This window comes from Pseudomonas sp. GZJR-8 (assembly GCF_002916705.1).
GTDB lineage: Bacteria > Pseudomonadota > Gammaproteobacteria > Pseudomonadales > Pseudomonadaceae > Aquipseudomonas > Aquipseudomonas synxantha_A.
On the sequence record NZ_JXSI01000001.1, the window covers coordinates 121,742 to 135,672 of the forward strand.

Below are 13,931 nucleotides of genomic sequence, written 5' to 3' on the forward strand. Positions count from 1 at the left end.
TGCAAGAGGGTTAAAAGTATCAGCACCAGAAATAAAACGGTTTGCCAGCGGTATAGCCGATAAACGACTGCATGCTGATACGTTTGCCCGATTCGAATCCGCAAATGGCATGGGGACGGCGAGTATTGATGATCACCAATTCGTTCTTGCGCGGCTGGATACGCAACGGCTTTTGCAAGCGCTCCTCGGGTAGCTGGGCACCTTCGAAACGCTTGACCTCGGCATAGGCAAAGGCCTCGGTATCCCAGATGATCAACTCTCCGCCTGATGGCGGCGTTTCCAGATAAATATTGGCGCTGAATTGGTGTTCCAGTTCCGCGATCGACAGGGGCAGGCAATCAACATGGGGAACCGTTTCCGAGAGGTGCGCCGTCTCGGGAAACATGGCGCGGATAATCCCGCAGAACATCGGTTGGCCCTGGAATGCAGCGGCTTGTGCGCCTTGCGGCCAAATGCTCTGGAACTGCTCCATCAAGTCTTGAATGGGCGGTTGTTGCGGGGCGCAAATACGGTCGATCAGGCTGCGCATATGGGCAGCGTCAGCGTAATACTTGCGTTGGGCATCACTGCCCGCAACCTTGCCATAGGTGGAATTGAACGGCGTGCCCCAGCGATGCACGCCATAGAAGTGCTGTACGACGTGCCCGCCCTCGTAGGTTTCGTGGCTGTATTGTTCCAGCGTGGCGGTTTCGCTGATGCTCTGAATCAGCCGTGCGCTGGTTTTTTCGTTGGCGAAGTCGGGCACTCGAATGGCAAGCACTTGCCCGCTGATCAGCTTTCTTAAACTTGGACTGTCGAGTTGTTCCAGTTCCAGGATTTTTGTCGAGATACAAAGGTTTGGTTGTACAGCGCTATGGTCCGTCATAGTGAAAAGCTCCATTTAAAATTTCATCCGTGCGCCCAGGTATTGCGTAAGCGGTGCGCGAGCTAAAGCAATCTCGAGCGGGAGGCTAAATCATTTTTGCGCAGTTAAAACCTGTCAACCATGACAGGTTTGGATAGATATTTGCCATACCCGCTAGCATCCTGTGGCTGATGTACAGGACACGGATATAAAAAAAGGCGGCTACTGTGAGGTAGCCGCCTTTGCTTTTATCGCCGGTGCTGCTTAATCCGGCAGTTTGAACGCCATCACATAGTCACCCTGCTTGGTGCCCAGGGAGCCGTGACCGCCGGCCATGACCAGCACGTATTGCTTGCCGTCCTTGCCGGTGTAGGTCATCGGGGTGGTTTGCGCGCCTGCTGGCAGGCGGCCTTCCCACAGTTGCTTGCCGTTTTTCACGTCATAGGCACGCAGGTACTGGTCCAGGGTGCCGCTGAGGAACGCGACGCCACCGGCGGTGGTGAACGTACCGCCCAGGCTAGGCACGCCCATGGTCAGCGGGATCGGGACCGGCGAGCTGTCACGCACGGTGCCGTTCTTGTGCATCCAGATGGTCTGGTGGTTGGTCAGGTCGACCGCTGCCACGTAGCCCCACGCTGGCGCCTGGCACGGCAGGCCCATCGGCGACAGCAGTGCTTCAAGGATCACACCGTACGGCGCGCCTTTGTTCGGCTGTACGCCTTCGGTTTCGCTGACGCGTGGGCCTTGCTTGGCGATGTCGGCTGCCGGGATCAGTTTCGATTTGAACGCCATGTAGCTTGGGTTCACGAACGCGATCTGACGCACCGGGTCAACCGAGATGCCGCCCCAGTCGAACACGCCGAAGTTGCCTGGGTACACGATCGAGCCTTGCAGCGACGGCGGGGTGAACGGGCCGTCGTAGCGCATCGACTTGAAGTCGATCCGGCAGATCAGTTGGTCGAACGGCGTCACGCCCCACATGTCACGCTCCTTGAGGGGCGGCGGCATGAAGTTCAGGTCGGACTTGGGTTGGGTCGGGGAGGTGCGATCACCAGCCACTGCGCCTTGCGGTACAGGGATTTCGTTGATCGGAACCACTGGCTGACCGTTGCTGCGATCCAGCACGTAGATGCTGCCTTGCTTGGTCGATGCCATCACCGCTTGCTTGACGCCGTCAGCAGTCTTGATGTCGATCAGCGAAGGCTGGCCGCCCACGTCCATGTCCCACAGGTCATGGTGGGTGAACTGGAAGGTCCACTTCACGTGGCCGGTGTCGATGTCCAGAGCGGTCAGGCCCGCTGCGTATTTCTCGGAATCATCGGTACGGTCGCCGCCGTACTGGTCGGGCATCTGGTTGCCCATCGGCAGGTACAACATGCCGAGTTTTTCATCCACGGCGAACATGGACCACATGTTCGGGGAGTTGCGGGTGTAGGTCTTGCCCTCGGCCAACGGGGTGGTGTCGTCCGGGTTGCCGCTGTCCCAGTTCCACACCAGCTTGCCGGTGTGCACGTCGAACGCGCGGATCACACCGCTAGGCTCGTCGATGGAAACGTTATCGGTCACATGACCGCCGATCACCACCAGGTTCTTGGTCACGGCCGGTGGCGAAGTGGAGTAGTAGCCGCCTGGGGCGAAGCTACCGATGTTGGCGCGCAGGTCGACTTGGCCTTTGTCACCGAAGTCTTCACACATCTTGCCGGTGTCGGCGTTCAGGGCGATCAGACGGGTGTCGGCAGTCGGCACGAAGATGCGTTTCGGGCAGGCAGTCGGTGCCGCAGCCGGGCTAGCGCTGCCAGTCGGGCTCTGTTCGGAAGCGTAGGCGGCGTCATCGTGATACGACACGCCACGGCAGGTCATGTGCGCCCAACCCTTGAAATTCTCGGCGCCCTGGCTGCTGATCTTCGGATCGAAGCGCCAGATTTCCTTGCCGGTGTCCGGGTCCAGCGCGATCACCTGGCTGTGCGGCGTGCACACGTAGAGCATGCCGTTGACTTTCAGCGGGGTGTTTTCCGCGGTGGTTTCACCCGGATCGTTCGGGCCCGGGATATCGCCGGTGCGATAGGTCCACGCCGGCACCAGTTTGTGGGCGTTTTCCGGAGTGATCTGTGCCAGTGGCGAGTAACGGTCACCGAAGGCCGAACGGCCATAGGAGTTCCAGTCGCCATCGGCTTGGGAGGGTGCGGCGCTGGCCATGCCGGGTACCGCGTCGCGGTCCAGTTGGCCGGTCTTGACCATTTCACCTGGGTTGGTGAACTGGCTGGCCAGGGCGGTTGCGCCCGCCAGCACCACGGCCACGCTCAGCGCGCCAGTGCCCAACGGCGCGGCTTGGCCACGCAGCAATGGCCGGCGAAACCACGGCAGCAGCATGACGATGCCCAGGGCGAACAGCAGGGCCAGGCGCGGCACCAGCTGCCACCAGTCCAGGCCCACTTCCCACAGGGCCCACACGGTGCTGGCGAACAACACCAGTGCATACAGGCCCAGTGCAGCGCGGCGGGTAGCCAGCAGCAACACGCCAGTCAGGGCAATGCCGATACCGGCCAGCAGGTAGTACAGCGACCCGCCAAGCATACTCAGCTTGACACCGCCGGCCAGCAAGGCCAGCCCCATGATCAGCAGCAAGACCCCCAGCAGCCTGGGCAACAGGCGGCTTGGGCTTGAGGCACCATCAGTGCTCATAGTGTGTTTCTCCGTTACGTTGGAATTATGTAACCCCGTGCTTCACTCACTGTAGATGACGATTCGGCTCGGGCTTGGTTCATCGTTATTTTTGGTTTTTTCTGTGGATAACTCGGTTATCCACAGGCGGGCAATAAATCCCCCGGCGCTGGTCGATTCAAGACAGCGCTGTCTTTTAGCAGGAAGAGATTCGGCAAATGGGGCGACCGGGAGGTGAAGCGTTTCAGATTGTTGCGAAGGATAATGCGGCGGGGCGTTTTGAGAAAGGGTGAATCGCAAGATGCATCATTTCAGTTTTGGTAACAGTGACAGATAGTCGCTGGCTAATAATGTGGGAGGGGGCTTGCTCCCACAAAGGGTTTTCGGTGTTGGTCAGAAGGTGGTGCGGATGCCGAACTGCACACTGCGCCCCGGTGCCGGTGCGATGTCGCGCAGGATCGAGCTGGCGTAGCGCACAGTCTGGTTGGTCAGGTTTTCACCGTTGACGAACGCCAGCCATTGGCTGCCACCGACGTTGAAGCGATACCCCGCGCTTGCTCCCAAAGTGGTGTAGCCATCGGTGCCGCTCTCGTTATCCGGCACGTGCCCTTGGCCCGCAGCATGTTCCACATCGATACGTGCCTGCCAGCGATCCAGTTCCCACAGCAAGCCGCTGTTCAAACGCAGGGGCGCAATGCGCGGCAAGGCTTCGCCGCTGTCCAGGTTGGTGGCGCGGGTGTAGTCGCCCGACAGTTCCAGCGCGAACTTGCCGTAGGCGCCTTCGCCGAGCTTCCAGTGATCCTGGGCTTCGAAACCGGCGAAACGCGCACGTACGCCGGAGTAGCCGTACTCCGGAATACCGCCAGCATCCTCTTCACCCTCGTCGTTCAAAGTGCGGCCAGTGCCGAGCAAACCGATGTAGTTGGAGAAGCGGCTGTAGAACACGCCAAAGCTGCCCTTATGGGTGCCATTGTCAAAACGCAGGGCCAGGTCGCTGGACACGGCTTTTTCTTTCGACAGGTTGGCGTCGCCCAATTCATAGGTGCCGGTGGCGACGTGGGCACCGTTGGCATACAGCTCGTAGAAGGTCGGGGCGCGCTCGGTGTAGCCCAGCGTCGCAGCCACCGACCAGGTGGGCGTAAGCGTGTAGACCGCACCCGACGACAGGCTGCCTGCGGTGAAGTCGTTGGATTTATCCGCAGTGGCAAAGCGCGCATTGCCCTTGCCATCCGGGTCGACGTTGGTGTGCTCAAGGCGCGCACCCAGGCTGAGTTTCAAGCGCTCGGTGGCTTGCATCTCTTCCAGGATAAACAGGGCGCCAGCGTTGGTATCGGTCTGCGGTACGAACGCTTCCTCACCCAGGGCCGAAAATTCATTGCGGGTCACTTGGGCGCCGACCACGCCGTCGAACGGGCCGATGGGCTGGTGACGCGCCTCCACTCGGGCTTCATAGCCTTTGTTCTTGAAGGTGGTGCCGGTTTCGCCGCCTTCAATTTCGCGGTGCTGATACTCGGTGTAGCCCGCGTCGATCTTCACCGAGGTAAACGGGCCCTGCAGGTTGCGGATTTCGGAGGCAAAGGCGTAATGATCCTGCTTCATGCGGATGCGTACATCCTGCTCGGCGGGGGAGCCATAATTACTGTCGTAGTTGCTGTAGGACAGGCCCGCGTAACCATCATCCCAGGTGTAGGAACCACCCACCGCACCGCCGTCCTGACGCCCGTTGCTGTTACCCAGGCGGCCGTTTTTGCCGGGGCCGTTTTCGCTCTCCGGCGCGTGGCGGCTGCGCGCATAACCGGGGATTTTCAGGTCATTGAATTCCCGCGCATTGGCGTCCAGGTGCAAGGCGAATGTGCCGTTGCCGGCCTCCAGCTTGCCCGCGCTGCTGCGGGTGGTGTCGGCGCCGCCGTAGCGCAGTTCCCCCGCACCGTGGATGCCTTCGATGGCCGCGGTGGGGATGCGGTTGTCGAAGGTGTTGACCACGCCACCGATGGCACTGCCGCCGTACAGCAGTGCTGCGGGGCCGCGCACGATTTCGATACGGTCGACATTGATCGGGTCCAGCGGCACCGCGTGGTCATAGGACAGCGACGACGCATCCAGCGCCCCCACGCCGTTGCGCAGGATGCGAATACGGTCGCCATCCTGGCCGCGAATGATCGGGCGGCTGGCGCCTGGGCCGAAATACGACGATGACACCCCGGGCTGCTTGTTCAGGGTTTCGCCGAGGCTGCCTTTTTGTTGCAGGGTCAGCTCATCACCTTCCAGCACAGTGGTGGGCGAGGCCAATTGTTCGCTACCCAGCGGGTTGCCAGTGACGACTTGGGGGGGCAGTTCCAGGGCATAGGCTTGTGAGCTGATCAACAAGGCGGCGGCGAGAGGGGACAAGCGCCAGAGAGAAGGCAGGGACATCGGATATTCCTAGGCAAAACGTCTGATAGATATAGTTACAATATAACATCTCTTTTTTCGTCTGGAAGGGGAACTTTTCCTGGCGGGCTATATTCAATGCGATGCTTCCACCTGCACGCCTCGTCGGCTAAGGTGCGCGGCTGTGTTTCCTCTTTTTGCAAAAGGCCCGGCATGACCGCGACAAGCAACGACCCGCTCCACGGCGTGACCCTGCAACACGTGCTCACCACCCTGGTGGAGCATTACGAATGGAGCGGCTTGGCCGAACGTATTGATATCCGCTGCTTCAAGAGCGACCCGAGCATCAAGTCGAGCCTGACCTTCCTGCGCAAGACGCCTTGGGCGCGGGAAAAAGTCGAAGGGTTGTACGTCAAGCTGATGCGCACCAAACGCCCGCTGGACTGAACCCATGAAGCGTTTTGTCGCGACGGCGGCGCTTGCCGGCTGGGTGGGGTTGGCGATCCAGCAGTACCTGATCCTTTATTCACGCTGGTCCATTGAAGCCAGCCTGCTGGGTGGGCTGGTGAGTTTTTTCAGTTTCTTCACCGTGTTGACCAACACCCTGGTGGTGGTGGTGTTGAGCTATGCCTGGGTCAACCGGGAGTCAGCCGGCAAACGGTTTTTCCTGGCACCTCACATCAGCAGTGGAGTCGCCGTGAGCATTGTGGTGGTAAGCCTGGCCTACAACCTGCTGCTGCGGCATTTGTGGAGCCCTGAAGGCTTTCAATTTATCGCCGATGAATTGCTGCACGACGTGATGCCGTTGCTGTTTCTGATTTATTGGTGGCGCTGTGTGCCCAAGGGTTTTTTGCGCCTCAAGCACATCGGCGCCTGGGTGATTTACCCATTGATGTACTTCGCGTATGTGCTGATGCGTGGGCATTTGCTTGGGCAATATCAGTACCCGTTCATCGATGTGGACCGCCTCGGTTATCCACAAGTGTTTGTGAATGCCGGGGGGATTCTTGCGGGGTTTGTGGCGATAGCGTTGGTGATGGTGGGGCTGGATAAATTCATCAAGCCCCGGCCCTGACTCACTCTTGCGGGCTGCCGTCGGCGCGCCAGTAACCCACGGCCTTGAGGTATTCCTCATTGACTTTGTGGGTGTCCAGCAACACCCGCCGTACTTGGCGCGACAACCTGGTTTCGGTAGCCACGAAGCTGTACAGCGTGCCGTCGGGCAGCGTCAGGTTTTGTACCACCTCAAGCAGGTCATCGTGGCCACGCAGCGCCCAGATCACCTCCACATCGGCCGCACTTTGCAGCGTCTGTTGCTCCGCCGCATCGGCGATTTCAATCACCGCAAGCACCTTGCGCCCAGCGGGCAACTCCTCCAGACGCCGCGCAATGGCGGGCAGGGCCGTTTCGTCGCCGATCAGCAGGTAGCTGTCGAAAATGTCCGGCACGATCATCGAGCCCCGTGGCCCACCGATATACAGGTGCTGCCCGACCTGCGCCTGCTCGGCCCAGGTGGACGCAGGGCCATCGCCATGCAGCACGAAGTCGATATCCAGCTCGCCGGTTTCCAGGTCGTAGCGCCGTGGCGTGTAGTCGCGCATGGCCGGTTGCGGGCCGTCGCCCTTGATGGCGAACGTCGGGCTTTCAAGCGCTGCTTGCTCGGCGGCGTTCTGCGGGAACAGCAGCTTGATGTGATCGTCGCTGCCCAGGCTGATAAAGCCCTCCAGCTCAGGCCCGCCCAGTGTGATGCGGCGCATGCGCGGGGTGATGTCCACCACCCGCAGAACTTCCAGGCGGCGGCGTTTGATTTCGTGGGTCACGCGATGAATGGCTTGTGTGTTCATTGGTCTGTCCCGTCGGCAATGGCTTGAGCGGTGCGATTGAGCAGCGCCGCGACACGAATGATTTCTTCCGGGCTCCAGTGCCCGTTGTGCGAATGCAAGGCGTGGCGCAGGTTGTGCACCGCCTCATGGATCTGGGGTGGGCGGTCGTGGCCACGCAGCGAGCGCTTGCTGACATCCAGGCGCATGCGCACGCCATCCAGGGCAACGGCTTGTTCGCTTAAGAAGAGACGACCGGCGTCGGTGATTGTGTAGCGTTTTTTTCCACCATCGGCGTCGCCGCTGATCAGCTCGCTCTCTTCAAGAAAGGTCAGGGTGGGGTAGATCACGCCGGGACTGGGGCTGTAGGCGCCGTCGAACAGGCTCTCGATGCGGCGGATCAGGTCGTAGCCATGGCAAGGTTGCTCGGCGATCAATGACAACAGCAGCAGCTTCAGGTCGCCGGGGGCGAATACCCGTGGGCCGCGGCCGCCGCGTTTTTCAAATTCGCCGCGATGCTCGTGTTTCATGCGCAAGTCCTCTGAACAGGTTTAGATATAACTTAAGATATATCTTTGCTGAAATGGTAGTCCTTGGCGACCAACGGTCAACGGGGTAGGCACGGGTTTCGGTCATAAGTGAAACAAGTCCGATTGGATCTTTTCTATTTATAGAGTTATAACTTTAATTAGAGTCATGACTCGAATTCTTATCTGGCCCGTGGTTGTGGAGATGCTTTTGAGTTGGTGTGGTCTGTGTCTTACAGTAACTTCTTTATCGTGTTTTTAAGTGTGTAGCCTGTTTCCTACGGATAATTTTAAAGTTTTGGCGAAATGCCATCTTTTTCGCTCAACCGCTGTTTACAAGGGCTACGCTCATTTTGGAATGCGCCTGCATACCTGCCTATAGTTTCGATTGATCATTGTTTGGCATTGTTTGTTCCAACTAATCGGCAATGTAATTCGTTGTTGGGGATCTCCTTGGCAATGAACCAATCAATGTTGTCAACTACAGGTATTGACCATGTTCAAGAAGTTTGCTGTTGCTGTTCCCCTGGCTGTTCTGGCGCTGTCTTCCTCGGTAACCGCTATCGCTGCCGGTGAAGCCAGCCACACCGTCAACCTCAAGGCAAACATCCCGACCACCGTGTTCCACGCCCAGCCGCGTGATCCGAACTGGGGCCGTGACGAGACCATGACCTACAACCTGGTCAGCGGTGAATTGGCTCCCCTGAGCGCCATCTACGACATCAAGAACACCAACGGTTCGGTTGCCGCCTACATCGAAGGTGGCCCGGCGGTGCTGTTCAACGGTGATGCCGCGCAGAACATCCCGGTTACCACCACCCTCAACGGGGTGACCCTCACCGGCACGCCACAGGAAGTGGTCAACGAAGCCGACTCCACCCCAGGCGTGGGTGCGGAAATGCGCATCGCTGCCGCCAAGCCTACGGCGACTCAGCGCGGTGCCTACACCACCACCATTCCGGTGGTATTCGACGCCGTACTGCCAGCCCTGTGATGCCAATGAGTGCCTGTTAATCACGGGCATTCACTTGCAGGTCGGCTGATTCCCTTCTCTGTCCGCCGACCTGATTTTTTTATCTCTTGGCATTCAGGGTATCCGTTCATGTTTCCGATGACGCCTATCGCGGTTGCGCTTGCGCTGTTGATGTGTACGAGTGCGCTGGCTGCACCCGCTGCCTCCGGCGCTGCAACCCCTGGCAGCTTGATTACCCAGGCCCAAGGTCTGCCCGCAGGTTTCAGTGATCACTTTTTCGACGTGCCGTTGGCGGTGCGTGTGGACCTTGACCAGCAACCGCTGGGCGAGGCTCTGATTGTGCTGTCACGGGATGATCGCGTGACCTTGCTCGAATTTACCGACACCGGCGACAGCAAAGTCCCGGCCGCTACCCGTGATACCTGGCAAGCCGTGTTGGAAAAAAGCGTGGCCCTGGGCGCCTGCACCCAGGCCTGCCCGGAAAAAATGATCTCGGCGTTCTACAACCTGGAAAACTCCCAGTTGTCGATCCTCACCCAGGACGTCGAACGCAGTGACGACATTCCGCGTTTCTATGACCAGCCCGAAGGCGGCAGCCTGGGGCTGATCATTAACAACCAGCTCAACCTCAACGGCAGCCAGGAAGACAGCCTGGGCGGTCGCTATGGCTTGCAAGCCAGTTCCAGCGTGGGTAACTGGAGCCAGGTATTCAACCTGCAACTGGCGCGTCAGAGTGGCGACAACGAACCCATGCGCCACGCGATTCACGAGCTGTACACCCAGCGCGAACTCGAAGGGCAATTTTTCCGCCTGGGTCACTTCACCCCCAATTCCGACGGCCTGACCCGTCAACTGCGCAGCTTCGGCGCCAGCCCCGATACGGCGTTGGGTCTGATGTACGGCAGCTCCGACAGCCTGGCCATTAACAATTCCAAGCCCAGCGTGTATCCGATCTACGTTACCGCCAACCGTCAAGCGGCGGTGGAGATCTACCGCAACGGCTTGCTGATCAATACCCAGGCGGTAGCGGCGGGCCTGCAAACCCTCGATACACGGCCACTGCCCGGCGGCATCTATGAAGTGGAAGTGCGCCTGGTGGAAGACGGCCTCACCACCAGCACCACCCAGGAGCTGGTGTACAAGCCCAGCAACTGGCGCAACGCGGAAGACCGCTGGCGCTACAACCTGTTCGCCGGGCGCGAGACCAAGTTGTTCAGCAACTGGGACGAACAGGCTTCGGGTGCAATGACGGCCGGTGCGTCGCTCAACTATCTGGTACACCCGCGCGTGATCCTTGGCCTGTCGGCCCGCCAGGTGCGCGAGCAACTCCAGTACGGCGGGTCGATGGACTGGACGGTGGCCAACAACACCAGCGTCTATGCCAACCTGTACCAGACCCAGGAACATGGCACCGGCATGGACCTGCAAGGGCTCTACACCTTGGGCTCAACCAACCTGGTGTTCAGCCATAACCGCAGCTGGCTAGACACGCGTGACACCTACGAAACACTGCCGGACGGTACGCGTCTGCGCCGCAATACCTTCGTGGGTGAGGCCAGCAACACCGCGTTGTCGGTCAACCACCGCCTCGACGCGAAAAACACCCTGAACATGCGCCTGTCCCACAGTGAGGGCAATATCGAGGGCGCGGGGTTGGACCTGGGCTGGAGCCGCCACGACAACCTGTTCGGCAGCGATGCCAACTGGCGCTTCTCGGTGTTCGATCGGCCCGGTAGCGCTGGCACCAACGATGCGCGCAATCGCGGCGTGGACGTGAGCGTCAGCATGAACCTGGGCCGCGATGGCCGGCAGATTTCCGGCAGCATCGGCACCCGCACCGCCCGTGATGGCGGGCGCGACAATAACGCTTCGGTGACCCTGCGCCAGGACCTCACCGACCACGCGCTGCAAAGCGTCTCGGCGACAGCGATCACCGATACCTATGGTGTCGGCCTGTCGGGCATGGCCAGCTTCATTACAGACGCGTTCAGTGGCGACGGCTTTGTGCAGCGCAGCTCCTTCAATGGCGACCTGAGTGGCGGTTTGAACCTCAACAGCACCTTTGTCGCCGGTGCCGGCAAGATGCTGCTGAGCAGCCAATACCAGGGTAACGGTGCCGGGATGATCATCGACGTGGAAACCGACCTCGATGAAATCGCTCTGCGCGCCGACGACTTGGGCGGTGGCGGCGCCATCTTGCGGCCCGGGCGCAACTACGTGCCGGTCTCGGCCTACAAGAGCAGCAGCGTGAGCTTCGATTTTGAAGGCAATCACCCGCCAGCCGCCAATATCCAGCCGACCCGCGCCAGCTATCACCTGAACAAAGGCGGCGTGGACTACCGGAAAATCACCGTGATGAAAACCGTCACCGTGCTCGGCCGCTTGTTGGATGAACGTGGTGCACCGCTCAAGGGCCATCACGTGATCAACCATGCCAGCCGTGGAGTCAGCGAAGTGGACGGGTTCTTCTCGATGGAAATGAGTTCCAGCGCACCCACCTTGCAAGTGCGCTACCAAAACCAGTTGCTCTGTCAGTTCCGCCTGGATCCTGCTAACGCACCGAATGAAAGTGACGTGTTGATGATCGGCGATTTGCGCTGCACCAAGGACACGCTCGCAGAAGCGACCCACAACGCCGAAACCGCTGGTTGATGGCATGGACTGGATTTTTATGAACGTGAAAAACGCAACAAGAACAGGCTTGAAGCAGTGTGCGTTCGCGCTGGCGCTGGTCAGCATGAGCCTGCCTGCGCATGCGCTGGTGCAAAACATCACGGCGGTGTTTCGTCCTGACCCGTCGAACCCGATGGTCAACAAGTTTCAGAACACCACGCCCCACAGTGGCGTGTGTGCGTGGCACGTACCAGCCAGGTGTGAGGCGCTGAATACCTTCAGTATTCGTGATCCGGCATTCAGGGCAAACTCGGTAGAGCCGATCGAGGCCAACCATGAAGATCCGCGAAAAGGCGCCTATTTCAAAGTGCCTTCATCTTGGCGTGATGTGCAGGTGACCCATGTCGGGACGGGTGAGGTTGAAACCGTTCAAATGCGCATTGCGGGTATTGGTACACGTTGGGATGTGCCGCGCCCTCCTGGCGTCAGCGGGTGGGCCAACGGAGGGACCGGTTGGAGCTACCTATGGACGTACGGTGCGCCTCCCTGCCAGGGGGTTAACTACTTGGCGGCATCCGCCAATTTCGCACTGTTTTTCTGGATCGTCCCGGAGGGCGTGGGGGCTTGTACGGTAAACCCGGGCACCACTTTTCCGCGCTTGGCCTACAACCACTTGGAGTACGGCTACGAACTCAAAACCCCTAACCCGCTAGGCATGGCCAGCGGCGAATACCGGGGCTCCCTGACTTACAGCATCGGGCCGGGCGGGGATTTTGATTTCGGTGACGTGATGGCGTCGACTGAAAGCGCCCTGACTTTCAATTTTCAATTGTCGGTGGAGCACGAGCTCAAGGTTGATCTCCCGCCGGGCGGCAACCGTATCGAGTTGCTACCCGAAGGCGGTTGGCAAGCCTGGCTCAACCGTGGGCGCCAGCCAGCGCGGTTGTTCCGTGACCAGACCTTCGTCATTTCCGCCAGTGGGCGTTTCAAGATGCAGCTCGAATGCAGCATTGCGGTGGGCAACACCTGTGGCTTGCGCAACGGCGCGGGGGACCAGGTGCCGTTGCAGGTGGCTGTCAGCCTGCCATTTGGCATGCAGGACCAGGCCGGGCAAGCCGTCAACAAGCTGCCCCTGCGCCTGGATGGCGTGGGCACCGAGCTGTTCCAGCCGGTGTTTTATGTGAACAACCGCTCCGGAAAACTGCACTTTGAAGTCGAAAGCGGCGACGTCAAAGACATGCTCGAGCATCCGGGCAGCACCTATTCGGGCGTGGTCACGGTGATCTGGGATTCAGAAGTCTGAGTGGGCACTGGCCGTATATCAGCCGTTGGCTGGGTTCAATCTATAAGGCGTAATCAAACATGAAACATGCAGTGTTAGCGGTGGGGCTGTTCCTGATGTCGTTGGGCGCTTATGCGGGGCCGGCGATCAACGTTGGGGTGGTCTATGACTATCTGGACGGCGACCGCAGCTCTTACCTCAAGCGGGTCTACAACGGCGGCACCAGTACCGCGTTTATCAAGGTCAATGTGCTGGAGATCGTCTACAACGCCGACGGCACGTCCCGGGAAGTGCCCGTCGCGTCGATGACCGACGCCAAAGGCAGCACCACCAATCGCGACGGCCTGATGGCCAGCCCGGCGCGCCTGATCGTACCGGCCGGTGGGCGTCAGGGCACACGGTTGCTGTACATGGGCGAACGCGACACCGAGCGTTACTTTCGTGTGCGCTTCATCCCGGTGGTACCGGAAAAGGAAGATGACTTTGCCGTGACCGATCAAGAGCGTGCCGAGTACAAAGACGCGCTGGCGGCCGGGGTCAATGTCATGGCGGGCTACGGCACGGTGTTTTTCGTCAGGCCCAAGGACACCCGTTTCGATACGCAAATCAGCGAGACCAGCAGCCAGTACACCCTGCGTAATGCGGGCAACAGCGTGGTGGTGCTCGATGAGTTCCGCGATTGTTCGGTGGCGAAAAAGACCGACTGTGAGGCCACCACCAAGCACCACATCCTGCCCGGTCGCCAGTTGGTGCTCGAGAAAAAGCCGGAGCGCCAGTTCAACTTCCAGATGATCGAAGGCCGCAACAAAAAACCGATGTCGGTCAGCAGTAACGGGTGATG

Annotated in this window: 11 protein-coding genes; 6 read left to right on the plus strand and 5 right to left on the minus strand. The window is 59.8% G+C overall.

All coding sequences use genetic code 11. From position 1 onward, the window contains the following. Nucleotides 1-19 precede the first annotated feature (19 nt). The 3 genes from TK42_RS00515 to TK42_RS00525 all read right to left on the minus strand — a co-directional run bounded on the left by TK42_RS00515 (nucleotide 20) and on the right by TK42_RS00525 (nucleotide 5,917). A complete protein-coding gene (locus TK42_RS00515; protein ID WP_248128080.1) occupies nucleotides 20-760 on the minus strand; it encodes a 2OG-Fe(II) oxygenase in 741 nt (246 codons plus the stop codon). A 348-nt stretch (nucleotides 761-1,108) separates the two neighbouring features. Next, complete coding sequence (locus TK42_RS00520) at nucleotides 1,109-3,526, minus strand: glucose/quinate/shikimate family membrane-bound PQQ-dependent dehydrogenase (RefSeq protein ID WP_005785177.1); 2,418 nt, start codon at nucleotides 3,524-3,526, stop codon at nucleotides 1,109-1,111. A 372-nt stretch (nucleotides 3,527-3,898) separates the two neighbouring features. After that, on the minus strand, nucleotides 3,899-5,917 hold the full coding sequence (locus tag TK42_RS00525) for a TonB-dependent receptor (RefSeq protein WP_103733389.1): 2,019 nt from the start codon (nucleotides 5,915-5,917) through the stop codon (nucleotides 3,899-3,901). Nucleotides 5,918-6,088: 171 nt separating this feature from the next. On the opposite strand from TK42_RS00525, the gene TK42_RS00530 reads away from it, so the two are divergent. Next, nucleotides 6,089-6,322 (plus strand): VF530 family DNA-binding protein, encoded by a 234-nt coding sequence (locus TK42_RS00530; protein ID WP_003188882.1) that lies wholly within the window; start codon nucleotides 6,089-6,091, stop codon nucleotides 6,320-6,322. A 4-nt stretch (nucleotides 6,323-6,326) separates the two neighbouring features. Continuing rightward, nucleotides 6,327-6,950, plus strand: coding sequence for a Pr6Pr family membrane protein (locus TK42_RS00535; RefSeq protein WP_032877598.1), 624 nt, complete (start codon nucleotides 6,327-6,329; stop codon nucleotides 6,948-6,950). A 1-nt stretch (nucleotide 6,951) separates the two neighbouring features. Here TK42_RS00535 and TK42_RS00540 read toward each other — a convergent pair whose 3' ends face one another. Further along, entirely contained in the window at nucleotides 6,952-7,719 is a 768-nt protein-coding gene (locus TK42_RS00540; RefSeq protein WP_103733390.1) for a siderophore-interacting protein, read from the minus strand. Beyond that, entirely contained in the window at nucleotides 7,716-8,225 is a 510-nt protein-coding gene (locus TK42_RS00545) for a PadR family transcriptional regulator (protein ID WP_005785185.1), read from the minus strand. The genes TK42_RS00540 and TK42_RS00545 overlap by 4 nt, the downstream gene beginning before the upstream one ends. A gap of 493 nt (nucleotides 8,226-8,718) precedes the next feature. Between TK42_RS00545 and TK42_RS00550 the strand changes: the two genes are divergently transcribed. The 4 genes from TK42_RS00550 to TK42_RS00565 all read left to right on the plus strand — a co-directional run bounded on the left by TK42_RS00550 (nucleotide 8,719) and on the right by TK42_RS00565 (nucleotide 13,929). Then, nucleotides 8,719-9,216, plus strand: coding sequence for a CS1 type fimbrial major subunit (locus TK42_RS00550; protein ID WP_032877593.1), 498 nt, complete (start codon nucleotides 8,719-8,721; stop codon nucleotides 9,214-9,216). Nucleotides 9,217-9,324: 108 nt separating this feature from the next. Next, nucleotides 9,325-11,847 carry a CS1-pili formation C-terminal domain-containing protein gene (locus TK42_RS00555; RefSeq protein WP_103733391.1) on the plus strand — a complete coding sequence of 841 codons (2,523 nt, stop codon included), beginning with the start codon at nucleotides 9,325-9,327 and terminating at the stop codon, nucleotides 11,845-11,847. A 19-nt stretch (nucleotides 11,848-11,866) separates the two neighbouring features. Further along, complete coding sequence (locus TK42_RS00560; protein ID WP_256584511.1) at nucleotides 11,867-13,111, plus strand: hypothetical protein; 1,245 nt, start codon at nucleotides 11,867-11,869, stop codon at nucleotides 13,109-13,111. 59 nt (nucleotides 13,112-13,170) lie between these two features. Beyond that, on the plus strand, nucleotides 13,171-13,929 hold the full coding sequence (locus TK42_RS00565) for a pilus assembly protein (protein WP_032877587.1): 759 nt from the start codon (nucleotides 13,171-13,173) through the stop codon (nucleotides 13,927-13,929). Nucleotides 13,930-13,931 lie beyond the last annotated feature (2 nt).